Source organism: Thalassomonas sp. RHCl1, from assembly GCF_947387555.1.
GTDB lineage: Bacteria > Pseudomonadota > Gammaproteobacteria > Enterobacterales > Alteromonadaceae > Thalassomonas.
Window position 1 is genome coordinate 471,873 of record NZ_CANDNZ010000001.1, and the last position, 24,911, is coordinate 496,783.

General features: G+C 47.4%; 21 protein-coding genes. 16 read left to right on the plus strand and 5 right to left on the minus strand.

From position 1 onward, the window contains the following. Positions 1-1,281, minus strand: coding sequence for an SO_0444 family Cu/Zn efflux transporter (locus QL234_RS02150; RefSeq protein ID WP_281556214.1), 1,281 nt, complete (start codon positions 1,279-1,281; stop codon positions 1-3). A 233-nt stretch (positions 1,282-1,514) separates the two neighbouring features. Between QL234_RS02150 and ffh the strand changes: the two genes are divergently transcribed. The 9 genes from ffh to acs all read left to right on the plus strand — a co-directional run bounded on the left by ffh (position 1,515) and on the right by acs (position 10,619). After that, positions 1,515-2,894 (plus strand): signal recognition particle protein, encoded by a 1,380-nt coding sequence (ffh, locus tag QL234_RS02155; protein WP_044835861.1) that lies wholly within the window; start codon positions 1,515-1,517, stop codon positions 2,892-2,894. Between the two features lie 114 nt (positions 2,895-3,008). Continuing rightward, positions 3,009-3,824, plus strand: coding sequence for a transporter substrate-binding domain-containing protein (locus tag QL234_RS02160; protein WP_281556215.1), 816 nt, complete (start codon positions 3,009-3,011; stop codon positions 3,822-3,824). Between the two features lie 135 nt (positions 3,825-3,959). Further along, positions 3,960-4,787, plus strand: coding sequence for an ABC transporter substrate-binding protein (locus QL234_RS02165; protein ID WP_281556216.1), 828 nt, complete (start codon positions 3,960-3,962; stop codon positions 4,785-4,787). A gap of 199 nt (positions 4,788-4,986) precedes the next feature. After that, positions 4,987-5,235, plus strand: a complete 249-nt coding sequence (gene rpsP, locus QL234_RS02170; RefSeq protein WP_118960885.1) for a 30S ribosomal protein S16 — start codon at positions 4,987-4,989, stop codon at positions 5,233-5,235. A gap of 35 nt (positions 5,236-5,270) precedes the next feature. Further along, on the plus strand, positions 5,271-5,792 hold the full coding sequence (rimM, locus tag QL234_RS02175; protein ID WP_281556217.1) for a ribosome maturation factor RimM: 522 nt from the start codon (positions 5,271-5,273) through the stop codon (positions 5,790-5,792). Positions 5,793-5,795: 3 nt separating this feature from the next. Beyond that, positions 5,796-6,602, plus strand: a complete 807-nt coding sequence (gene trmD, locus QL234_RS02180) for a tRNA (guanosine(37)-N1)-methyltransferase TrmD (RefSeq protein WP_281556218.1) — start codon at positions 5,796-5,798, stop codon at positions 6,600-6,602. A gap of 12 nt (positions 6,603-6,614) precedes the next feature. Then, positions 6,615-6,968, plus strand: coding sequence for a 50S ribosomal protein L19 (gene rplS / locus QL234_RS02185; RefSeq protein ID WP_044835856.1), 354 nt, complete (start codon positions 6,615-6,617; stop codon positions 6,966-6,968). Between the two features lie 745 nt (positions 6,969-7,713). After that, positions 7,714-8,337 (plus strand): hypothetical protein, encoded by a 624-nt coding sequence (locus tag QL234_RS02190; RefSeq protein WP_281556219.1) that lies wholly within the window; start codon positions 7,714-7,716, stop codon positions 8,335-8,337. A gap of 341 nt (positions 8,338-8,678) precedes the next feature. Beyond that, complete coding sequence (gene acs, locus QL234_RS02195) at positions 8,679-10,619, plus strand: acetate--CoA ligase (protein WP_281556220.1); 1,941 nt, start codon at positions 8,679-8,681, stop codon at positions 10,617-10,619. Positions 10,620-10,785: 166 nt separating this feature from the next. Here acs and QL234_RS02200 read toward each other — a convergent pair whose 3' ends face one another. Beyond that, positions 10,786-11,598, minus strand: a complete 813-nt coding sequence (locus tag QL234_RS02200; protein WP_281556221.1) for an ABC transporter permease — start codon at positions 11,596-11,598, stop codon at positions 10,786-10,788. Positions 11,599-12,303: 705 nt separating this feature from the next. Between QL234_RS02200 and QL234_RS02205 the strand changes: the two genes are divergently transcribed. Then, positions 12,304-13,143, plus strand: a complete 840-nt coding sequence (locus QL234_RS02205; protein ID WP_281556222.1) for a hypothetical protein — start codon at positions 12,304-12,306, stop codon at positions 13,141-13,143. Positions 13,144-13,231: 88 nt separating this feature from the next. Here QL234_RS02205 and QL234_RS02210 read toward each other — a convergent pair whose 3' ends face one another. Next, positions 13,232-14,668 carry a GGDEF domain-containing protein gene (locus QL234_RS02210; protein ID WP_281556223.1) on the minus strand — a complete coding sequence of 479 codons (1,437 nt, stop codon included), beginning with the start codon at positions 14,666-14,668 and terminating at the stop codon, positions 13,232-13,234. Positions 14,669-15,074: 406 nt separating this feature from the next. Here QL234_RS02210 and QL234_RS02215 point away from each other — a divergent pair, with 406 nt between their 5' ends. The 6 genes from QL234_RS02215 to QL234_RS02240 all read left to right on the plus strand — a co-directional run bounded on the left by QL234_RS02215 (position 15,075) and on the right by QL234_RS02240 (position 22,482). Further along, positions 15,075-16,160: a 3-deoxy-7-phosphoheptulonate synthase gene (locus QL234_RS02215; protein ID WP_281556224.1), complete on the plus strand. Its 1,086-nt coding sequence runs from the start codon at positions 15,075-15,077 to the stop codon at positions 16,158-16,160. 42 nt (positions 16,161-16,202) lie between these two features. Then, positions 16,203-17,336: a bifunctional chorismate mutase/prephenate dehydrogenase gene (gene tyrA / locus QL234_RS02220; RefSeq protein WP_281556225.1), complete on the plus strand. Its 1,134-nt coding sequence runs from the start codon at positions 16,203-16,205 to the stop codon at positions 17,334-17,336. A gap of 77 nt (positions 17,337-17,413) precedes the next feature. Then, positions 17,414-17,884: a thioredoxin family protein gene (locus QL234_RS02225; protein ID WP_281556226.1), complete on the plus strand. Its 471-nt coding sequence runs from the start codon at positions 17,414-17,416 to the stop codon at positions 17,882-17,884. A gap of 472 nt (positions 17,885-18,356) precedes the next feature. After that, the gene (locus tag QL234_RS02230) at positions 18,357-20,951 is read left to right on the plus strand and encodes a PEP/pyruvate-binding domain-containing protein (protein ID WP_281556227.1); all 2,595 of its coding nucleotides are present in this window, start codon (positions 18,357-18,359) and stop codon (positions 20,949-20,951) included. Between the two features lie 226 nt (positions 20,952-21,177). After that, positions 21,178-21,729, plus strand: coding sequence for a phosphoglycerate mutase family protein (locus QL234_RS02235; RefSeq protein ID WP_281556228.1), 552 nt, complete (start codon positions 21,178-21,180; stop codon positions 21,727-21,729). Between the two features lie 195 nt (positions 21,730-21,924). Further along, positions 21,925-22,482 (plus strand): hypothetical protein, encoded by a 558-nt coding sequence (locus tag QL234_RS02240; RefSeq protein ID WP_281556229.1) that lies wholly within the window; start codon positions 21,925-21,927, stop codon positions 22,480-22,482. Positions 22,483-22,552: 70 nt separating this feature from the next. On the opposite strand, the gene QL234_RS02245 is transcribed toward QL234_RS02240, so the two are convergent. Next, a complete protein-coding gene (locus tag QL234_RS02245) occupies positions 22,553-24,073 on the minus strand; it encodes a methyl-accepting chemotaxis protein (RefSeq protein ID WP_281556230.1) in 1,521 nt (506 codons plus the stop codon). Positions 24,074-24,289: 216 nt separating this feature from the next. Next, positions 24,290-24,904, minus strand: coding sequence for a hypothetical protein (locus tag QL234_RS02250; RefSeq protein ID WP_281556231.1), 615 nt, complete (start codon positions 24,902-24,904; stop codon positions 24,290-24,292). Between the last annotated feature and the right edge of the window lie 7 nt (positions 24,905-24,911).

The following is a 24,911-nucleotide window of genomic DNA, read 5'->3' on the forward strand; positions in this document are numbered from 1 at the left end:
TTATAGCCACTTTCTTCTTAACGGTTTTATTGCCAGCAGCGCCAGTAAAATAGCGCAGCTGAGGCTAAACCAGTAAGGCAGCAGCTCATGGCTGTGCTGCATTTGTTGGTTAATATCGATATTAAACTTCAACAGTCCCCAATCGAGCAGATAACCAAAAGCCAGGGCGCATAAGCCGATCCCGCCGAGATAACGTATCAGTACCCCTGAGCCCATTTCGTTTTTAATCACCCCTAAGGTTGAAATGTTCGTTGCCGGCCCGGCCATCATAAAGACCAGTGCGGTGCCGGGGGAAATGCCCGCGAGAATAAAGCCTGCGGCAATCGGGGTTGAAGCTGTCGCGCAAATATACATAGGGATAGAGATGGCGATCATGATCAACATGGCTTGCAGTCCGCTGCCGTAACTGGTTAACAGTGACGGCGGCAACAAGGTTCTGACCAGGGTGGCGAAAACCAGGCCGATAAAGAGCCAGATGATGATGTCATCAACTAACTGAGTGGCGGCGTATTTGATGCCCTGCAAGGTTTTGCGGGAAAAAGTTTCCTTATCCGCTGTTTTATCTGTTGTAGAAGAGCAGCATTTTGTGGCTGTTGTCGCTTCGGGAACTTGTGGGGGGCAACAGCTGCTATTGGCGCTGGCAGATGTCTGGGAAGGTGAAGCACAACACTTGCTTGCTGTCTCTTTTGGCGCAGGAATACTGCAACAACTGCCGCTGGCAGCAGTGGCCATCTCGGCGGCCGGGGAAGCACAGCAGCTGCTTGCCTTTGCCATCTTGATATCAGCTTCACCAGTTGTGGATGAACAGCATGTGTTTTGTGTGCTGGCATTGGTTTTAGCGTCATGTTTTGTTGCTGGTAATATTTTCCCGGCGGATTTATCGGTGGCCACCAGCAATCCTGTGATGATGGCGGAAGCTATCGCCGTTACCGGCCGGTAAATCGCAAATACCGGTCCTAAAATGGCGTAAGAGACAGATACCGAGTCGACCCCGGTTTCCGGTGTCGCGACTAAAAAGGAAGCGGTGGCGGGATCGGAGGCGCCGCCGCGTTTTAATTCGGTGGCTACCGGGATCACGCCACACGAGCACAGGGGTAAAGGTGCGCCAACCAGGGCGGCCTTAACGATGCCTGATTTACCTTTGCCCAGGTGCTTATTGAGCAATTGCTTGGGCAACCAGGCTTTCATTAACCCTGCGATGAGCAGGCCAAGCAATAACCAGGGACTGGCCTCTGCTGCTAAATCAATGAAATTATTCAATAAGGCTGTGAGCTGTTCCACCGGGCCTTCCTTGTGTCTGATAAAATAAACTGGCGCTAGAATACCATAAAAAAACACCGGGCAGATATCCCTATCTTATGCTCTGGCAGGAGTTTTTAATGATGCTGACAACCGTTTGCGGTAAATTTTCCGCTTATTTTACCATTTATTCGGTCTTTGCCGGAATTTTATGCTTTCTCTTCTTTATGCTGCGGTTATAATGTGCCGATAAAGTTTGGCTTTTAGAGTAATCCATGTTTGAGAATCTTTCCGATCGTTTAACGAAAACGTTAAAAAATATCAGCGGCCGTGGCCGGTTAACAGAAGACAATATTAAAGACACGCTGCGTGAAGTACGTATGGCCCTGCTTGAAGCGGATGTAGCCCTGCCGGTTATCCGTGAGTTTGTCAGTAAAGTGAAAGAGCGTGCGGTTGGTCAGGAAGTTACAAAAAGCCTGAGCCCGGGACAGGTTTTTGTCAAAATCGTCCGCGGTGAACTCGAAGCGGCCATGGGTGAAGTCAACGAAGCCCTGGACTTAAAGGCGGCGCCGCCGGCAGTGATCATGATGGCGGGTTTACAAGGGGCGGGTAAAACCACCTCGGTTGCTAAGCTGGCAAAATTCCTGACCGAACGTGAAAAGAAAAAAGTCTTGGTGGTCAGTGCCGATGTTTATCGCCCGGCGGCGATCAAACAGCTGGAAACCCTGGCGCAGGAAATCAAGGTTGAATTTTTCCCCAGTGATATCAAACAAAAACCTGTGGCCATCGCCGAAGCGGCCATCAACCATGCCAAGTTAAACTTTTTTGACGTTTTGATCGTCGATACCGCCGGTCGCTTGCATGTCGACGAAGATATGATGGCAGAAATCCAGCAGCTGCACGGTGCCATCAACCCGGTAGAAACCCTGTTTACCGTTGATGCCATGACAGGTCAGGATGCTGCCAATACCGCCAAAGCCTTTAACGATGCTTTGCCTTTAACCGGGATTATCCTCACCAAAACCGACGGTGATGCCCGTGGCGGTGCGGCGCTGTCGATTCGCCATATCACCGGCAAGCCGATCAAATTTATGGGGGTGGGTGAAAAAACCGATGCCCTGGAGCCTTTCCATCCGGACCGTATCGCTTCCCGTATTCTCGGCATGGGGGATGTGTTATCCCTGATCGAAGAAGTTGAGCAGAAAGTCGATAAGAAAAAGGCGGAAAAACTGGCCCGTAAGGTGAAAACCGGTAAAGGTTTTGATCTGGAAGACTTCCGGGAGCAGCTCCAGCAAATGAAAAATATGGGCGGCATGATGGGGCTGATGGACAAATTACCCGGCATGGGCAATATGTCTGAGCAAATTAAAGGACAGATGGACGATAAGGTTACGGTACGTATGGAAGCCATCATCAACTCCATGACCCCGGCAGAGCGTGCCCGTCCGGAAATCATCAAAGGTTCGCGTAAGCGCCGGATAGCCAACGGTTCAGGCACCCAGATCCAGGATGTGAACAAATTAATCAAGCAATTCACGCAAATGCAGAAAATGATGAAGAAGATGTCGGGTAAAGGCGGCATGCAGAAAATGATGCGCAGCATGAAGGGCATGATGCCGCCGGGCGGCATGGGCGGTATGCTCGGCCGTAAGTAACTCTTGCTTATCAGGATAAAAACTCAATCTAAAAAGGTAGCTAAGGCTGCCTTTTTTGTTATTGGCACTATGATTAGTTTGGGCTGCAAAATACCTTCAGGTTCATAGGATTATATGGTTATTTTAAACTCTGTAAAAATGCTTATCGTACTGGTGCTGTTATCCGCTTTTAGCCAGTTTGCCCATAGTTTTAGTTCACCCGAGGTGATAGAAATTAAGGTGGGTACTATTCCCCGGCCACCTTTTATGGCGACTAACGATATGAGCGGGGCGGCAGCAGAAGTTTTGGCGGCAATGAACCGGGTGCAAAATCAATTTGAATTTATTCTGGTTTCTGTGCCGACCAAACGCCGTATTCAGTCGCTCACCGATGGTTGGGTGGATGTCTTTATGTGGGATAATCCCGCCTGGGGCTGGAAGAAAGACAGCCTGTTGCTGAGTTTGCCGCTGGTTGCAAACAAAGATATTTTCCTGGCATTAAAACAGGAGCAACGAGACCAGACGTTTTTTGCCGATTTAACCGACAAGCGCCTGGTGGCTGTTCATGGCTATTATTATCGTTTTGCCGATTTCATCACCGACGAATCCCGGTTGAGCAAAATGTTCGATATTTCTTTGGTGAGCAATGAAGAGCTTACCATTAAGATGCTACTGGCTAAAAGAGCCGACATCGCTGTGGTCAGCACCATTACCTTAAATTGGTTTCTGCTGCGTTATCCTCAATACCGGGATAAAGTTATCATTTCTGAACGCATTGATAGCAGTCATGAGCGATTTTTCCTGGTGCCTAAAAGTGCGCCGATCCAGGCAAGGGAAATTGATGAAATTTTGGCTGCAGCCGATCAGCAAGGTTTATTGTCGGTTATTTATCAGCGTTACGGACTGGAAAAAGCCGACTTTGCCGGATTAAAGCGGAAGGTTGTGCCTTAACCGCTGCCGGTTGGCTGGTGATAAGAAAAGTGCCAACAGCCTTATCCCTGCGCTTTAGATAAATTTTACTAAAAGGGCGGTTTTGGCTGCCTTTGCTATTTCTCAGGCTATTATTAATTTTATGCGGAGAAATATATGCTATTTTTTCAGATAAAAGGCCGCGCCATTAAGTCAGCATTATTGCTGGTGCTGCTTTGTGGCTTTTACCATCAGGTCTATGGCGCATCCCTGCCGGCAGCAATTGAAATAAAAGTCGGCTCCAGTGCCCGTCCGCCATTTCTTTTCGGAGAAGGTCTCTCGGGCGCCGCACCGGAAGTGATTGCGGCGATGAACAGCGTACAGAATCAATTTGAGTTCGTCCTGGTGCCGGTACCGATCAAGCGACGCACCCAATCCCTGGCTGATGGCTGGGTCGATGTGGTGATGTGGGATAATCCCGCCTGGGGGTGGCAGGAAGATGATCTGTCTTTAACTATGGCGCTGGTTGCTTCAAAAGATATCTTTCTCGCGCTAAAGAAAAAAAACAGAGATCAGGGCTTTTTTGCTAACTTTACCGATAAGAACCTGGTTGCAGTTCATGGCTATCATTATAAATTTGCCAATTATGTCACTGAGCTGTCCCAGCTGAACAAGCGCTTTAATATTACTTTAGTGCGCTCGGAAGAAGTCACCATTAATATGGTGTTGGCAAACCGGGCGGAAATTGCCGTGGTCAGCACCATAGCACTGAACTGGTTTTTACTGCGCCATCCTGAATTTAAGGATAAGTTTATTGTCTCCGAGCGCTATGATACCGCTTATGAGCGTTTTTTCCTGGTGCCGAAAACGTCTCCTATTCAGCCGGGGGAGATTAATAAAATTCTGGCAAAAGCCGATCAACGCGGGTTGTTGGCAGAAATCTATCGCCGTTATGGCCTGGTAAAGCCTGATTTTGCCGGATTATACTTACAGTCAGTGCGTTGAATGCGCTCTTTATTCAATGTATTGATTTTTATGCTTTTTTGACCTGGTGAGTGGCTCGGTAAAGCACTAATTCTGTTCACATTTTGTATATCTCTTGCAATCTTGGCGGGAAAGCGTAAAATACGCGAGCTTTTCTGTCACTTGGTGTCAGAAAGTGTCTGGAAATTCGTTTTAACACTTAATATATATAGAGGACGATATGGTTACCATTCGTTTAGCTCGTGGTGGCGCTAAGAAGCGTCCATTCTATCAGGTTGTTGTTGCAGATAGCCGTAACTCTCGCGATGGTCGTTTCATCGAGAAAGTAGGTTTCTTCAACCCAACAGCACAAGGTCAAGCGGAAAAATTACGTTTAGACCTGGACCGCATCAACCACTGGGTTGGTCAAGGTGCTGGTGTATCTGATCGTGTGGCCAAGCTGGTTAAAGACGCTCAAGCAGCTGCTTAATTAGTTGGTAAGTTGTAGGAATTGTTGTGAGTAGTATGAAAGATAAAATCACGCTGGGTAAATTAGGTGCCGTTTACGGGATCAAGGGCTGGTTGAAGATTCATTCATTCACGGATGATCCCGAAGCTATTTTAGACTATATGCCTTGGTCTTTAAAATTAGGCGATAAAGTACAAGCAGTAGAAGTTACTGATTGGCGTAAACATAACAATGGTCTTATTGCCAAGATTGCCAACTATGATGACAGAGATCAGGCGCAAACCCTGGTCGGCTCGGAAATATTGGCTAATCCTGAAGCCTTGCCGGAATTGCCCGAAGGGGAATTTTACTGGCGGGATTTGATCGGCATGACAGTTGTTACTACCCAAGGTTACGACCTGGGGACGGTTTCTGACATGATGGAAACCGGCGCAAATGACGTACTGGTTGTAAAAGCTAACCGCAACGACGCCTTTGGCAAAAAAGAAAGGTTAATTCCTTACTTGTTTGAGCAAGTGGTGGTATCGGTTAGTGTTGAAAATAAACAAATTAGTGTTGACTGGGACCCAGGTTTCTAACTCGTGAGCAGCAGCAACGGCTCTGACAAGAGCAAGTGGATTGGGGTGATTAGCCTTTTTCCCGAAATGTTTGATGCAATCACTGAGTATGGGGTGACTGGCCGAGCGATCCGTAATGGTCTGATTGAGTTCCACAAGTGGAACCCGAGAGACTTTACCCATGATCGACATCGCACCGTAGATGATCGTCCTTATGGCGGTGGTCCGGGTATGTTGATGATGGTGCAACCGTTACGTGATGCCATTAATGCAGCAAAAGATGCGGCATTAGCCAATGGCGGCAAGGCAAAAGTGATTTATTTGTCACCTCAGGGACGTAAATTGGACCAGGCCGGTGTGCGTGAGTTATCGCAACATGATCATCTGGTATTTATTGCCGGACGATATGAAGGCATAGACGAACGGATCATTGAATCAGATGTTGATGAAGAATGGTCTGTTGGTGATTACGTATTAAGTGGCGGTGAATTACCTGCCATGAACGTGATCGATGCCGTAGCACGTTTTGTGCCCGGTGTATTGGGACATGAGTTGTCAGCCGAGCAGGATTCATTTTCTGACGGTTTACTCGATTGTCCGCATTATACCCGGCCGGAAGTACTGGAAACCTCTGATGAAGAGGCGAAGTCGGTACCGAAAGTGTTGCTAAGTGGTAATCATGAACATATCAGGCTTTGGCGCCAGCAGAAATCCCTGGAAAGAACATGGACCAGAAGACCCGAACTATTAACTGACCTAGCTCTGACTGCGGAGCAGGAGAAAATGCTTGAGAAAATCAAGCAAGCTGCTGCTGATGACAGTGAACTCTAGGAAGAAGGTATTATGAGTAAGATTATTGATCAGCTCGAACAAGAGCAAATGAAAACTGACGTTCCAGCGTACGCCCCAGGCGACACTGTCGTTGTTCAAGTTAAAGTTACCGAAGGTGACAAATCACGTCTTCAGGCATTTGAAGGTGTTGTGATTGCTGTTAAAAACCGTGGCCTACATTCTGCTTTCACCGTTCGTAAAATTTCTAACGGTGTTGGTGTTGAGCGTGTATTCCAGACACATAGCCCTCTAGTTGACTCAATTGAAGTCAAACGTCGCGGTGATGTTCGTCAAGCTAAGCTTTACTATCTTCGTGAGCGTTCAGGTCGTTCTGCACGTATCAAAGAGAAGTTGGCTAAGAAGTAATCATAGATTATTCATTAGTTTGAATAAAAAGCCATGTGGGCAACCACATGGCTTTTTTTATGTGCAGGAGGAAAGATCAACTCACTGGTTCCAGGCGTAAGTTAAGAACCTGCATTTCCTATGGCAACTTTGCGGTTACAGGATGTAACAAGGTAAAGATGTTCATGCCGCTATACTGCTCATGCTTTTCCCCATAGCTTGTTGTGACTCCTCATATTACCTTGAGTCATTCTCCTTACAGCTGATTTTCATTTATCCGTTTCAGGTGAGAAGTTTTGCGCTTATAGGCAGTAATCAAGAATCGCACACCTAACCGAAATTATATGATTTTGTCCGGTAAAGCCGCTGAGATCAACACTTCCACCAGTTTGCTCCTGTGGTGGACCTATACAGGGAATGTTAAAGCCTTACCGGGCAAATGCCGTCAGGCTGGTGTTCGGCACCCGGGAGTGCGGCATTAATATTTACCGTCCAGGGAAAAAATTAAATTTTACCGCGTATACTTAACGAAGATGTCAATATCAGCAGGAGGAATATACACAGCTATGCCCCGTTACTGTTAGCGGTGAAAAGTGGTGATAGCCAAAGCGCTAAATACCTGCTTGGAGTTGGTGCAATGCCAACAGCAAAAATGCTCATGGACAAAATGCATTTTCAATGGCGAAGTTCAAGCCTGAAATTTTGAAATTATTAACAAACCCCTAGCTTGTGGTGTTTGTTGGCGAATAATTTACGGGAGTAGTCCATGAAAAAGTTTATTTATATCAGTTACCTGTCGGTTGCTTGCTTCTTGAGTTTTTTCTTCCTTAATGAGCCGGTTTCTCATCTTGCTCTTGTTGGCAATGATCCTCTACAGTCACCAAAATTTGCTTCGGTAGTGAGCTCAAATGCCAGCTGGTGGCAAAAAAACGACGGGGCACTGCCGGTGAAAAAGCACTTGAAAGTGACTGTAAGCCACCATGAAAAGCTCAGTGATTTTCTTGAGCTTTCTCCATCAAGTGAGTGGCAGCCTGTGCCTGCTGCCAATGGTGTGGCAATTGCCAGTTACCGCCTTAACAGTGGTAAAAACAATTATCAGCTGGCGATTATCCGTATGAAAAAAGGTATGCCGCTGTCGGCGATTATGAACATCTGGCAACAAAAAGCCGGCTTACCGGCAACGGATAACTTTAAGGCGGTTAGAACCATCAAATCTCAGAATAATCAGCTTTTTGACTTGTACCAGCTCAGCGGCAGCAAACAGTCTATCGCCCTGGCGGTGCATGCTGGGGAAAAATATACCTTCTTTCGCTTATCCGGAACTGAACAAATTGATGAACCGGTACTTACCAAGTTTACCGATTTGATTGCATCGTCTTCGATTATTTGAGGTTGAAGTAAGAAGCAGCGGCTGTATGCGAGGGAAATAAATAATACGCCGCTGTATCTTTGCTTGTGTCAGAGAAGAAGTAACTGTTATGTTTAAAGCTAGGCTTCAGGGGAGCTGAAGGCGAGGCGGAAAATAGCGACAAAATAAACCTGCTGCCCGTTTGAATTTCTCTTGTCGGTGAGTAATGATAAATATCAGCCAGTTTCCTTTGTTTAAAAAAACTTCGTGGTTTCTTAAATTCATTAAGGGTAAACTGATTAACTCATTGTTATATGCCGCAATATGCAAAGAATAATAAACAAAGTAATTATAACTAGAATCCATTACATCAGAGAGTAGCTATGAAGGAATTACAATCTCGCTATCCAGTATCCCAACGCGCAAAGGCAAACACCCATATTGATGCCGCCACTTATGAAACCATGTACCGCCAGTCCATTGAGCAGCCTGATGTGTTCTGGGCGCAGCAGGCGGAAAAGTTTATCGACTGGTATCAGCCCTGGGAGCAGGTCAGCAGCGTTAACTTTAAAGAATCACAGGTCAGCTGGTTTGCCGGCGGCAAATTGAACGTCAGCTACAATTGCATTGACCGCCATTTAGCTAATAAAGCAAATGACATCGCTGTCATTTTTGAAGGAGATGAGCCCGGCGATGACGCTAAGGTGACCTATCAAGAGCTGCATGATCATGTCTGCCGCTTTGCTAATTTGTTAAAGCAGCGGGGAGTGAAAAAAGGCGACCGGGTTTGTATTTATATGCCAATGATCCCCGAAGTGGGCTACGCCATGCTCGCCTGTGCCCGTATCGGCGCGGTACATTCTGTGGTATTCGGCGGCTTTTCTACTGAGTCGATTAAAGCCCGGGTACTCGATGCAGATTGCCGGGTGGTGATCACCGCAGATGAAAGTGTCCGCGGAGGCAAGCGTATTCCCCTTAAAGCCAATGTCGATGAGGCGCTCAAAGACTGTCCTGATGTCCATTCTGTGATAGTGGTTGAACGTACCGGGGCCGATGTTCACTGGAACTCCGAGCTTGATGTCAAATACGCTGAGGAGGTTGCTGACTTGCCTGCGGTTTGTGAACCGGAGCAAATGGATGCCGAAGACCCGTTATTTGTACTTTATACTTCTGGTTCAACCGGCAAACCTAAAGGAGTTTTGCATACCTGCGGCGGTTATCTGCTTTATGCGGCCATGACCCATAAATATGTCTTTGATTACCAGGACGGTGAAATCTACTGGTGTACGGCGGATGCCGGCTGGGTTACCGGGCATTCTTATATTTTTTACGGCCCCCTGGCCAACGGTGCCACCACCCTGGTATTTGAAGGTGTGCCTACCTACCCCGATGCCGGGCGTTTTTGGCAGGTGTGTGAAAAGCACAAGGTTAATATCTTCTATACCGCACCGACCGCACTGAGGGCGTTAATGGGCTTGGGAGATGCCCTGGTGGAGCAGGCAGACTTATCTTCAATCCGCTTGCTGGGCACGGTAGGCGAGCCGATTAACCCCGAAGCCTGGCATTGGTATTATGAAATTGTCGGTAAAGAAAATTGCCCTATCGTCGATACCTGGTGGCAAACCGAAACCGGCGGTATTTTGCTGACTTCCTTGCCCGGCGCCGTGGATATGAAACCGGGCGCGACAGGCAAGCCATTTTTTGGCGTTGAGCCGGCGATATTTGATAAAGAAGGCAATGAACTTGAAGGGGAAGCCGAAGGTTTGCTGATGATGAAAGGCAGCTGGCCGGGGCAAATGCGCACGGTTTACGGCGATCACCAGAGGTTTTATGATACCTATTTAAGCCAGTATCCGGGCAATTACTTTACCGGTGACGGCGCCAAACGCGATGCCGACGGCTTTTACTGGATCACCGGGCGGGTGGATGATGTCCTCAATGTTTCCGGGCACAGGTTGGGTACCGCGGAAATCGAAAGCGCCCTGGTATTGCACCCGGCAGTGGCCGAAGCGGCGGTGGTGGGCTACCCCCATGATATTAAAGGGCAGGGCATTTATGCCTATGTGACCTTAATGGGGTCGGCCAGTGAATCTGATGCCCTGCAGGGGGAATTGACGGAATTTGTCGCCAAAGAACTCGGCCGTTTTGCCAAGCCTGACTATATTCAATGGGCGCCGGGCTTGCCCAAGACTCGCTCGGGGAAAATTATGCGCCGCATCCTGCGTAAAATCGCCGAAAATGAAATGGAAAGCCTTGGAGATACTTCGACCCTGGCAGATCCGAGCGTGGTGGATCACCTGGTCACTAACCGTATTGTTAAGTGATAAAGGCTTACGGCGAATATTCCATTAATAATGGCTGAGAACCCAAAAGACCGGCAAATATGCCGGTCTTTTTATGTGCAGGAAGTATGGTATTGCGCGGTGACAGTAAGTCAAAGAGCGCTTATATACAGGGGAGGCGATGACAGGAGAGCAGAGAATGTAAATATCAAGGTTTCTGTTTTTTCATTTTCGGGGCTTTAAACTTGATCTTAACAAAACCGGTCGGTGCTATGCCGGTACGGATCCCCAGATAAAGACTGGTTGTCACCGAGATGCTCAGCATCACAAAAATTGCTGCTAAGATCACCAGCTGGTATTTAATGGCCGTGATCGGATCGACACCTCCCAAAATTTGCCCCGTCATCATACCGGGTAGGGTCACTAAGCCTGTGGTGGCCATAGAAGCCAGGATGGGCGCAAAGGCCTGTTGCATTGCCAACTGGACAAAAGGCAGGCTTGCCTGGGGGGGCCTGGCCCCTAATGCCAGCGCTCCCTCATATTCATCATTTTTATCCTTAAAGGCAGTAAACAACCTTTGCAGGGCGACAATATTGCCGCTGAGACTGTTGCCCAGCAGCATACCCGCCAGTGGTATCAGATATTGGGCGTTATAAACAGGTACAGGTTGCAGCAAGGCCAGCAACAGCAAAAGCAGCAAGGGCACTAATCCCAGCAATAAGCCGCAGAGTACCGGCAGGTAGAGGTATTTTGCCTCCAGTGCGGTACTGGAAATGATGGCGCTGGTGCCAACCAGCAACATTACCATCAGCCACATCAGGTTCAGCAGCGGATTATTGAGTTCAAATAAAAACTGCAGGTATAGGCCCACCAGCACCAGTTGTAAACTCATACGCACGACCGCCAGGGTCATTTCCCGGGTGAGCCCCAGGGAAAACCTGAAGTTAACCGCTAAAGGGACCAGCAGCACTAACATAAAAATGGCCAGTTGCCACCAGTTGATATCAAGACTTGATTGCATACTCAGTCATCAGGCTCTGGGCGTATTCATTTGACAGATATTTTTATTTTACCCTGTTTTAAGGCCGGTTAGCTTTATTTGGATAAAAATAATTGATTTTTTAATGGTTTATTAGCTTATACCTGGGCCTGAACGGTGAGCCCGATGATAATAGTTGTCCAAGCCCGGTTTGTTCTTGGTTTTTGTTCATCAAGGTGCTGGGTTGCCCGGGGGGATAAATAACAGTTTGGTTATGCTCACTATAAAGCGAATAAATAATCATCTGGGGGCGTTTGAGGTTTGTTGCTTTTTTGAATAAAGGCAAGCCAATATGGTTTTACTTTTTGCGGTTTTCAGGCATTGGACCATTTTTCTGAGCGCTCAAAAAATACAGTGCTTATTTGCGATAAACGCACCGTAGCTTCTTGTCCGTTAATTGTGATTGTTTTTGTCAGTTATCGGGGTCTTTTATCCGGTGATTTATCCATGAAGCCTTGAGTTAAATAGCCGGGCTTAATTGCTTTGCTTTTTGGCCATTAGTTGGCTGTACTGAGCTACTTAGCGGGTAACACGCTTATTTTTAATGGATTATTTAGAGGTAACAATGTAAGGGGCCGGAGGTGTCAGTTAAGCCCTGACAGTCAAGGTGGTTGTTTTTTTGTGCCTGTGTACTAGGTTAGGGGTATGAATAAACAGGATGTTACTTTAACGACCAGGAAGGTTTTTATGGATACCATTGCATCATTTTTTCAGGGGCTGAGCCAACTATCCATGATGGAAAGCGTCATGGTGATCTTACCTTTGATCGGTACTTTTATTGCCGGTCTCGCACTCACTTTTATGAGTAAGCACTTATACGCCCGGGCGGCTTTTGCTTTACTGACTTTAGGGGTTTTATTTGCTGCCCCCTTTAGCGCCAATCTGCAAGTCGGTACTTTAGTGCAAACAGAGCAAACCCGCCAGGATGCCCTTAAATATCAGGATTCTCTTGAACGGCACTTTAATTTGCTGACCGGGGATGCAAAATCCAAACATGAAACCGTTAACTCCCAACTGATGGCAAAATTTAACCGTCTCGATATCCGGCAAAAAGAGGTCGTTGACTTGCTTGCCGAGGTGGTAGCAGATGCCAATAAACGCCTGGTAAGCCAGATGGAGCAACAAACCCATAAGATCGATGACCTTATCAGCGATAGTGAAGGTTATTTATCGGATAAAGTCAGCTCGGCCAGTGTTGATGTTATCGGGCATATGGTTCCCCAGCAAGGGCTCCCGGACGAGGTTATCCGGGAGAACAAGGAAATGGCGGCTTTGCTCAGTAAGCAAACAAGGGTATTGAACCAGTCGATTGCTAGCTTAAGCGGTATGTTTAAAGCTGAACTTAGCAAGGAAATGGCAAGGCAGGATGAGCATTATCAGCAGGTCAGTCGCGATTTGATCCGGGTTTCAACACAAATACAGCAAATTAACCGTATGCTGGCTGCCTCCCAGGCACCACAGGCGATATCCCGGGTGAAAGACAAGTCTGGTTCGATTGATATGATGGGCGGTCAGTCAGGTCAGTGAAGGGAACAAGCAGCATTATCCCGGTAGCGGGATTATGCTGTAGCCGTTAAGCGCCTATGTACTAAGTTGCAGTGTATATCTTAGCGGCTTACATCTTAAAGTTGGTTTTTTCTACCTGGTGAAACTGGTAACTGTTGCCACCATAGTTTTTGACTTTATACATGGCCATATCGGCATGCGGCATTAAGGTTTCATAGCTGTCGCCGTCTTCCGGAAAGGTGCTGATACCGATACTGGCAGAAATCGACAGTTGCTGGTTGGAGAGGTTTATCGGCTGTTGAATGCAGCGAAGGACTTTTTCGGCGACAACCGCGGCATTATTCCGTTTGGCTATGCTGGGCAGTAAAATGATAAATTCATCTCCCCCGAAGCGGCAGGTTAAATCTTCCTTGCGCAGCGTGTTTTGGATGGTGGCGGAAACCTGTTGCAGTAACGTGTCTCCCATGGCATGGCCATAGGTATCGTTAATGGGTTTGAAATTATCTAAGTCGATAAAGAGTAATGCCAGGCCGTGGCGGCGCCGTCTGGCCTGGGTCAGTGCATGTTTAACCGAGTCGGTGAAGTGGCTGCGGTTTGGCAGGTTAGTGAGCAGATCATAGTTGGCCTGATGGTAGAGTTCTTCTTCACTGTGTTTGCGTTCGGTTATATCCTGGGTAATGCCGATAATATGATGGACTTGATCTTTATTTTCTTCTATCGGAATAAAGCAGGAGGAAAAAACCCTGAGCTCGCCGTTGCATCTTAACTGAAATTCAAATTCAGAAGAGTAACCGTTAAATGCCCTTAACATTAAATATTCGATGCGCGGTTTATCGTCATCGGTCACCAGGGATAAATAACGGCAGCCAAGGATCTGGCTGACATCGTTCAGGCGCAACATTTTTAAACCGGTATCATTCATGGCGGTTAAGCGGCCATCCTGATCTATTTCATGAATACAAACCGGGGCATTGTGAAGGAAGGTTTGATAAATATCCTGCTCCGGGAATAATAATTGCGATACTTTTTTTCTGTGTGCCAGGCTGGTGACGGAAATGAGCATCCGGGTATGGTCGGTGACATGTTCCGGAATAATGGCTTTCATGACCACTTTAAATTGATGGCCGTTGCGGTGGCTGGCGGTGGCTTCGGTTTCAAAATAATGGCGCTGCTCCAGCAAGGCAACCACCAGCTTCTTCAATACCTCCAATTGATCTTTATTATGTTTATTGGCGATCTGTTTTAAGAAAGTGCCTTTGTCCTTGCCACCATACAAGGCCAGGGTTGGCATATTGACGTCAACGACCTTTAGTTGCCTGGCAAGGGTCAGCAATTCAAAGATATGATGGGCAAAATAGTGATTATAATCGCGAATATCCTGGGCGCTGTACTTTTCCAATTTGCCCGGCAGGGTACCCAGGTCCACCAGCCATAATGAAATATTGCTCTGCTGGAAAGCGGTGCGGTACCAGTCAGCAATTTTACGTTGCTCTATGGTGAGATAGTCTTTTTCGGGGATAGGTAAATGTGAACCGGCTTTCATCATCACAGACCCAAAAACAAGCGAATGGCTATTGCTAGCCCGTTAATGTCAACACTAATAATAGCAAAATAAGCGGCTTTGCTCGTTAAATTTGCATATAGGGCTTATTTGTACATGTACCCTTAACTATAGTTCATTAAAGGATATCCTTTGTTAATCCCGGCTATTGGCGACTAAAGGGCAATTTTTCAGCAAAAAGCCTATACCGGACAAGATAAAGGGTGTACTATATATCTTACAATTTGTGTAACGCTATCTTTACAAGGTTTGATGTTTTGTTTTTTGGTATAAAAAACACGAAAATTAATCACGTATTTTTTCGATATTATCACTGAATCTCTATTGGCCCGGAATTACTGCTTAGCCTTTCACTTTATTCTATTTAATCTATTTTTTACCGGAAGTTACCATGGCTGAATCTACCCATATAACCCATTTAAATGACGTGCATGTCAATGCTGAAGATGTCTTAATTACGCCTGAGGCGTTAAGAGCAGAGTTGCCGCTTGATAATGAAGGGCGCGAGTATGTCATGGCTGCACGAGAAGTTATTTCTAACATCATTCATAAACGCGACCCCCGGCTGCTGGTGATCAGCGGCCCGTGTTCGGTACATGATGTTGAAGCGGCAAAAGAATATGCCCGCCATTTAAAGGCCCTGCATGACAAGTATCAGGATTCTTTGTATATCGTGATGCGGGTATATTTCGAAAAGCCAAGAACCACGGTTGGCTGGAAAGGCTTGATCAATGATCCCCATATGGATGGCTCTTTCGATGTTGAAAGCGGTTTGAGAAAAGCGCGTGAATTATTAATCTACCTCACTAAATTAGGGCTGCCGCTGGCAACCGAAGCCTTAGATCCCATCAGTCCGCAATACCTGGCTGAATTGTTCAGCTGGTCGGCAATTGGTGCCCGGACCACGGAATCCCAGACCCACAGGGAAATGGCCAGTGGTTTGTCTATGCCGATCGGCTTTAAAAACGGCACCAACGGCAGTTTAGATGTGGCGATTAATGCCTTGCAGTCAGCAGCTTCTTCCCACCGCTTTATGGGAATTAACCGCCAGGGACAGGTAGCCTTGATCAAAACTTCCGGCAACCCGGACGGCCATGTGATTTTACGTGGCGGAAAACAGCCTAACTATGACTCGGTTAATGTTGCCATTTGCGAACAGGAATTATCTTCCCATGGCCTGGAGCTGGGGATCGTGGTTGACTGCAGCCACGGCAATTCCAATAAAGACTACCGCCGTCAGCCTTTAGTGGCCGATAATGTGTTCAACCAGATCCTCGAAGGCAATAAATCGATAATCGGGCTGATGCTCGAAAGTAACCTTAAAGCCGGTAACCAAAGTGCAAACTTACCCAGGGAACAGCTGGAATACGGGGTTTCGGTAACCGATGCCTGTATCGACCTTAAAGAAACAGAAAAGCTTATGGTACTGGCCGAGACTAAGTTGGCGGAAGTGCTCAAAGCACGGATCAAGGCTTAATATTATTTTAATAAGGCTATTAGCAAGGTTATTGCATTAACAATGGAAAATTTTCAAGAACAACTGAAGACGTTACGTGACGATATCGATGATATCGACAGCCAGATTGTCGCTCTGCTGGTTAAGCGCCGTGGTATCACCACTAAAGTTGGCCAGCTGAAAAGTCAGGTGGGCATGCCCATCTATGCCCCGGATCGGGAAGCTAGTTTATTAGAAGAGCGCCGTAATCAGGCGCAAGATCAGGGGCTGTGCCCGGATCTGATTGAAGACGTATTACGCCGCTTGATGCGGGACTCTTATAACAGCCAGGATGCCAGCGGCTATAAATGCGTGAACCCGGACTGTAAAAAGGTGGTGGTGATCGGCGGTAAAGGGCAGTTAGGCAGTATTTTTGTCGATCTCTTTACCCGCTCAGAATACCAGGTGACGGTGATGGAACAGGAAGACTGGGGGCGCAGCGAAGAAATTTTTGCCGGTGCCGGCGTGGTTCTGGTTGCTGTGCCTATCCGTTTGACCACTACAGTGATCCAGCAGCTGGGGGCCTTACCTGAGTCCTGCATTTTAGCGGATGTGACCAGTGTCAAAGAATCGCCGCTTTATGAAATGTTAAAAGTGCACAGCGGACCTGTGGTCGGGCTACATCCTATGTTCGGCCCGGATGTTACTGCCCTGGTAAAGCAAACCATTATCAGCTGTGAAGGGCGAGCCCCGGAGCAATATCAGTGGTTGCTGGATCAATTTGCCGTTTGGGGCGCGAAAATTTATCCGGTATCCGCCAGTGCCCATGATCAGGCGATGTCTATGGTACAGGTGATGCGACACTTTTCTACCATAGCCTACGGTTATCATTTAATGACTGAAGGCTCGGATATTGCCCAGTTGGTGGAAATGAGCTCACCTATCTACCGCCTGGAGCTGATCATGGTTGGCCGCTTGTTCGCCCAGGACCCTGTGCTTTACAGCGATATCATTTTTGCCAACCCGGATAATGTTTCCATGATGAAGCGGTTTGCCTACCGTTTCCTGGAGTTGCTTGAAGACATAGAAATGGGGGATAAAGATGCCTTTGTCACTATGTTTAACCAGGTGGCGGATTGGTTTGGCGATTATGCACAAGTCTTTTTACAGGAAAGTAAATCTATGTTATTAAAGGCTAACGAATTAAAAAAAGACTAGGCAGGCGGCGTTATCAAAACGGATAGCAAAGCAAGTAGCCCGGTCAAGCACCGGGTTATTTACACAGGAAGTCCGCTATGAAAACTTTTCGCGCCATTATCTCATCGGCATTATTACTTTTTACCCTGACGGCTTGTGCCCATGACGACAAGGTTGCTGTCGGGATTATCAGTACCGATGAACTATTGGCTCAATATGCTGACTTTAGTCAGGTATTTCAGCAGGTTGATTTGACAGAGCAAGAACTGGCACAGGTCAGGAGCTGGCCGGATAAACTTCAGATAACCACTTATTTTGGTACCTGGTGCCATGACAGTCAGCGTGAAGTCCCGAAAATGCTGAAAATTCTGGCGCTGCGTCCGGAGCTTAGTTCGCAACTGATCGCTTTAGATCTCAACAAGTCGGAACCACAGGGCAAGGCCAGCGATGCCGGTATCGCTTTTACCCCGACTTTTGTCATTACCCTTGACGGTCAGGAGCTTGGCCGTATTGTCGAGCGCCCCGAAACCAGCCTGGTGGCAGATATCAGCGCTTTTATCGCCGGTTAACTGTGCTGTTATAAGCGCCTATACGGTGAAAATTTTCCGGAATCAAAGCCATGTTTTTGTGCCAGCTTTTAGCCGTGGCCTTATCGGTGCGCTTTTTGGCGGCAGCGGAAAGTTCCTGGCGGATAAGAGTTTACCCTCAAGTTTATGCTAACTAATCACAACTGAGATCATCACGCATTGCCCGTTCCTTGCTTTAAGACAAATTAAACAGGAACGGGTTTTTTGGCTCAGGAAAATTGAAAAAATCCGATCAAAAACAATTTTTATTGATTAATTGTTAACTTTTGTTGAACTTTTTATTTACTTTTTTACAATACGGCTTCCGGTTAAGGTGGGTAAATTAACGGTTTGTTTAGTTTTAATGTTACTGAACCAGTAATGATTGCTGCACACCTTAACCAGCTGTATTTAACTCATTTAATTAAATGTTTTAACAGTCGTAGTGAATTTAGCCAAGCAAAAGGAATTAATTATGAGGTCACGACTTCACCTGGCATTACCCTTACTTTGTGCGGGTATGATGTCAGCAGCACAAGGGAGTAATCTAACTTCCCTTGATAAGCTTTCACAAAATATCACTTCCCAAAAACAGGATACGATATCCACCACAGTCAATGACAGCGAGAGCGGAGCGGATTATTTCCTAACCCTGGCATCGCGCACTGATTTTGAAGCCCTGGCGGCGCGTAGCGATCAGCCCGGGGCACAAAGTATCCGCGAAGTGAAATATCTGATCATGGATGTCAATACCGACAATCCTAAGTTGTATTTTTTCAATACCGAGCGCTACCCCTATCATTATGCCTTTGCCTCCGAGGGCTTAGGTTATAGCGGCACTTTGTCGGAATTTAATTCAACCACCTATTTCCATGATGATCGGGCGCATCTGGCGGGATCGATTCTCGCTCATGATCATTACAGCTCAGAAGCCGGGGTTGATGGCCTGTACACGGTGCAATTCTGGCCGGTGGATCCGGTAACTCCTGAGTTAACGGATAAAGCCTATAAGATGATCGCCGAGCAAATGACCTTTGCCCGGGATCAGATCCGCTATTATCCCGCCAGCGATGTCCAGCTGGACATCTATGACAATAACCTGGCCTTTTTTGAATCGGCCGAGGTACCGGTGATCAAAAGCGAACAGCTGTTTGCTAATATTGATTTTTCTATCCTCAACCAGGGCCAAGGTTATGGCCGCTTGCGTGTGATTAATCCCGGGGATCCGGTACCTTCTGTCAGTGACGTGGTGATTTATACCTATATCCCCAATGACCTGGCCCATGTTGCCGGGATCATCACCGACTCCCCGCAAACGCCTTTGTCTCATATCAACCTTAAAGCCAAGCAAAACAATACCCCGAATGCCTATATGCGCGATGCGGTCAACGACCCTCAAGTAGCACCGTTAATTGGCGAGCTGGTGAAATATGAAGTGACCGGGGACGGTATAGTGTTAACCGCCGCGACCCAGGATGAGGTAGACACCTGGCTAGAATCGGTGCGCCCGGATCCGCAAACGCCGTTATCTGATCTGACGGTAACCGAACCGGCTTTATTAAGTGAGCTTGGCAACGGCGACTGGGTCCGCTTTGGCGCAAAAGCAGCGAATGTTGCCGAGCTGGCCAACGCCCTGAAGGACCTGGAAAGTGAATACGGCCATCAAATGGTGCCTCGCGGTTATGCGGTGCCGTTTTCCATGTATAACGAGTATATGAGCCTGCCCCGCTGTCAGGAGCTGGAAGAAGACGACTTTGGCAACCTGGTGCCCGACGGTAAGTATCGCGCCCTGTGTGATGAAGACCGTGCCACTACGGTGAGAAACACCGACAGCAGTGCCTTATCGGTTTCCCTGCTTGATCAGGCAGAGCCAATTACCCTGGCCGCCGGCAGTCAGGATATGGAGCTGGTGCTGGATAATGCCAATGGCCTGGTATTGTTTATGCGCGATGTCACCAATGACCGTTGGTTGCTTAACCCCCTGCCGTTTACGGATGCGGTCTTAAGTGCTTCCGGCAGCAGCGAATATCGTGAGCTGGCAGTTAATTATCTGCGGGAAAATGATAAGAAAACCGTTACTTTTTCCGGCAATACCGATTTCGAACTGGAAATTTTTGTCCTGGCCTTATGGCAGGTAGAAGCTAATCTTGCCATTACGCAAACCAAGGATTTACCAGAAGATTATTTTGTTGAGCGCTCTTATTATCAGCAAATTGCAGACATCATGGCAGATGAAAACTTCCAGGCGAGCCCGGATGTACGCGATGCCAAGTTAGATGACTTCCGCAAAGAAGTTAAAAAAGGTGAAGTGACGGCGCAAATGCATGAAAAGCTTGAAGCTATGCGTTTATTCTGGGATCCACAGGGAGCCCCGTTCAGCAAAAATATCCGCCTGCGTTCCAGTACCAATAATGAAGATTTGGCTGGCTTTAACGGCGCCGGTTTATACGAGTCCAATACCCATAAACCCGATGAAGGGGATATTGCCGATTCGGTGAAAAAGGTTTGGGCCAGTTTATGGACCCACAGGGCGTTTGAAGAGCGTCGTTTCTACCGTATCGACCACTTTAAAACCTACATGGGAGTACTGGTACACGAGAGTTACGGCGATGAGCAGGCCAACGGCGTTGCCGTGACCAAAAATATCTATGATGCCAACTGGGAAGGGTATTACGTCAATGTCCAGTACGGTGAGATTTCGGTTACCAACCCTGAGCCTATTATTACCTCCGAAGGGGAAGTGAGCTCGGTACCGGATGAGTTTTTACTGGCGCACCTGTTAGCCGGCGACGATCCTTATAATCCGGATCACTGGTGGTGGGCGCAGCAATATATCCGCCACTCCAATGTCGAAACCGTGTACGACCAGCCGGTGATGACAGAAAATGTACTTACCGAAGCAGAAACGGTGCAGTTAAGACGTGCGATGCAGGCGATACAGGGTCATTTCAAGCCTGTTTATGACGGGGATCGCAGTTTTGCCATGGATATCGAATTTAAGATCACCGCCACCGATGACGGTTCCCGCGGTCATTTGGAAGTCAAACAGGCAAGACCTTGGATTGATTAGCCTTTCTTCAAGGAAGAGTTGAAGGAAAGTGTAATAGTTTGTTGAATTGCCGCTAAGTGATTTGCAGGCAATTGGCTTTCTTGATAACTTTCTGACTATTGAAAAGGGGTTCTGACTCAGTGCAGGACCCCTTTATTTATAAAGAGCTATTAAGCGTTGTAAAAACATTAATTCTTGTCATGGCGGTGCACGTCCGGGCGGGAAAAATATCAAAAGGACCATATTGATGAAGACATTCAAGCAAAGCCTGTTAACGGCTTGTTTATTTCTCGGCGCAGCACAAACGGCGATGGCGTCTTGCCTGCCGGAGAAAATTTATCTGACCCGGCATGCGGAAAAACTGATCGAGAAAGGCAACCGGGATCCCGATTTGTCGGCTAAAGGCCAGGCCCGCGCCAAGCGCATTGCCGAGATGTTCGAAAATATTAAGGTGGACCACCTGCTGGCGACGCCTTATAAGCGCACGCAGCAAACCCTGATGCCGTTAGGCAAGGCGAAAAAGTTGGAGATCACCGAATATGATCCGCGCAAGGGCCGGGAGTTTGTCGAGCAGCTAAAAAATGATTACTGCAAACAAACCCTGGTGGTTTCCGGGCACTCCAATACCGTGCCCAATATGTTGCAGGCGCTTGGCATTATGTTTGAAGTAAAAGTCGGCGGTTATACCTTTAAGCACCAGCCGAGCATTATTTTATCGGAAGAGGAATTTGGCCAGTTGTTTGCCGTGAGCTTTAATCAGGGCAAACCTGTGCTGGAAGTATTAAGCAGCAATGGTTAGTAGCTGTTTTTAAAGGACTAACAGAGTAAGGTTATGAATAACCTTACTTGTGACTATGTTTGTTTTCGGGTTATATTGGCAGTTAGTGGTTGCCGGTGCTTTCATTAAGTGACTGACAGGCCGTGATACCTTGAGCTGTGGGATAACGGCGAGTCCGGTACCAATAAAAATAATTTTGGCGAAGGAGTGTATGTTATGGCAAGACAATTACATGGAACCGTGGCTGAATACAGCCATGAAACTGAATGTACCTGGGTGACGGCAACGAATCTCGGTACCTTATCTTCGGGCTCTTTTGGCTCTTGTGCGGGCTTAGTGTTATGGGAGCCTAAACACTCCACAGGCATGGTGGCGCACTTTTCCGGCTCGATGCGCCCGGCGCAGGTGCGTGAGGATACCCTTGAAATCATGAGAACCATTTGCCCGATAGGTCCCGGTTATTTTAAAGCCTGGGTTTTTGGCGGGGTATCTCTTCAGTCTAAAAGTGAACATGGGGCAATGACCATGGCCCATACCAAAAAGATGATAGATGCCATCAAGGGAGCATTAAATGATAACCCCTGGTTTGATGTTAACGATAATTACCCGAAAACAGATAAATTCGAAATGATGATGACGCAGGAAATGCAGCTCCATAAAAAGGTCTATGTCGGCCATTCGGGAGTTTCTCTTGACGTCCAAACCGGCCAGGTGAGCTGGGAAGATTCTGTTCAGAAAAAACGAAGAGGCAGTCTTGTGTCGATGCGCGGCTAGCTTTCTTTTAGTCTTAATTTGTAGGTATAAAAGGGGATAAATAAATATCCCCTTCAGGGTTTACTTTCACTTACTTGTTCGGCACAAAGGTATTGGCCAGGTTGGCTATCTCATCCACACTGCTTTGCAGCGCCGACATTTGCTCCGTTACTACATCCGTCTGGGCCCAGGTTTTATCTGTGGAGGCGTGGATCTCCTCGATATGGGTATTGATTTCAACCGAAACCTGGGACTGCTGCTCGGCAGCGGTGGCTATCTGGGTCGCCAGTTGGGAAATGTTTTCGACTTTTTCCACCACCAGTTCTATTTTTTGGTTGGACAGCTCGGCGGTTTCCACACAGTGCTCGGCTTCTTCCTTGTTCTTGTTCATCAGCTCTACCCATTGCGCTATGATGTCCAGCATAGCGGTTAACCGCTGGTGTATTTCTTTGGCGGAGTCCTGGGTGCGGGATGACAAACTTCTGACTTCGTCGGCAACCACGGCAAAACCGCGGCCATGTTCGCCGGCACGCGCCGCTTCGATGGCGGCATTAAGCGCCAGTAAATTGGTTTGATCGGCGATAGACTGGATATCATCCATCAGTGCGCCGACATTATTGGCTGACTCGGTTAAGGTATCGGCAGAGGCGGAAGCATTCTCGACCTCTTTGGCCAAGTGTTTAATTTTATCCGTGGTGTTATTGATGCCGTCCTGGGCTTCCTGACACTGGTTAAAGGTATTGTCGAGATCGGCGGCTGCGGTCACGGTATTGCCGGCAATCTCATTGGTGGAGGCCTGCATCTGGTTCATGGCAACGCCCAGGTGCTGGATTTCCGCCTTTTGCTGTTCCAGGTTTTCCCGGGTGAGTTCTACCCCGTTGATAACATTGCTCATCACCTGTTTGATCGGTTTGGCGGTATCTAGCATACGCTCTAAAATCGCCTTTAATTTTGCTTTGATCATCGAGAAGTTAAAATCAAAAACGCTGGCGGTGCCCCGGCCGAAGTAGATTTTTCGCGAGATGGAATCATACATATTCTGCATGTTCTGGGCGCGTTTTGCGGTGGGGATAATGTCGTGCCAAAAAATGACAATCGGCGCCATGGCACTGAAAGCGGCGATAAAAGCGGTTAACCAGCCGATTTGGGTGACGATATAAAGCTGTGCCAGCAGGGTCAGCAGTACTAAAAAGCTGAACTTGTGGTTTTTTGTCAGCTCGAAGGTTGCCCAAAACTGTTCTTTGTTGATGCCTTTATAAATTTTCGCGGTCTTTTTGATCAAGCGCTCGTTGGCCTGGTGACTAACCGACTGGTAGCCGGTGATCTGCCCCCCTTCGTACTGTGGGGTAATAAAGGTGTCGAGCCAGAGATCGTCACCTTGTTTACTTTGTACTCTTAGCACCCCCCGCCAGGAAAAACCGCGGGCCAGGGTAGATTTTAAATCATCCAATACCTGTTTCGGCATACGGGGATGGGTCATGCTGTGGCTGTCCATTTCCAGTAATTCATCCTGAGAATAACCACTGAGGCGACAATAATCTTCATTGGCATACCGGTATTTATTATTGGTGTCGGTCACAGATATCAGCTGTTGGTTACTTGTTTTCGGCATAGTTCATTTCATATCGCTGGAGGAAAAAATCTATAACATTATATTTTATAGGGTTATGTGATGTCTTGATCTTGTTCTAATAATGGTCAGACAAAATGATAATAAATGAAAACCGGTAGCTGACCAAGACAAAACTCGCTTAAATTGTCATCAGTTCAAGCCTTTAGTGGTTTTTCACTTTAGGGCTTTGTTTGCTTTCCCTGTCTTGGCCGGGCATTAAAAGCGATAGGCGATACCGAACGATATGGCACTGTCGAGCCATAAGGCGCCGTCAAAACTGGCGATACAGGTATCTGACTTACAAAGAATATCATCATCTTCATCGGTTAAACTGGCATAGAGACGCAATTCGGTTACCAGGGCTAAGTTTTTGGATATTTCATAACGGGTGCCGATGGCCGTAGTAATGGAAGGGTAGAGGCTGCTGCCGTTGTCGGCATCGAAATAAGCGCCGCCGACGCCTAAGGAAACGCTGGTGCTGTAACTTTGCTGTTTAAACTGGGCAACGCCGCTGAAATGGGCGTAGATAATATCTATGCTGTATTTTTGCTGATCGATATCACTGGTAAAGTCATGATTGACGGCATTAATGAGCACTTGCCCCTGCCCCTGGTTGCTGGCCTGCCAGGCGATGGCAAAACCCAGGTGGGGATCGTCGGATACGGAAAGCTCTGTGGAGCCGTCACTGCCGTGGATATCTGTGCTGTACATCTGGCCGATATAAGGAGTGATCTCAAAACCATTAGCCATAGCGGTGTTGAGCGGCAGCAAAGTACACATAAGCATGGTTATGCTATAAATCATGCCATAAAAAGAGAAGCTGGAGTTCATTGCCGAT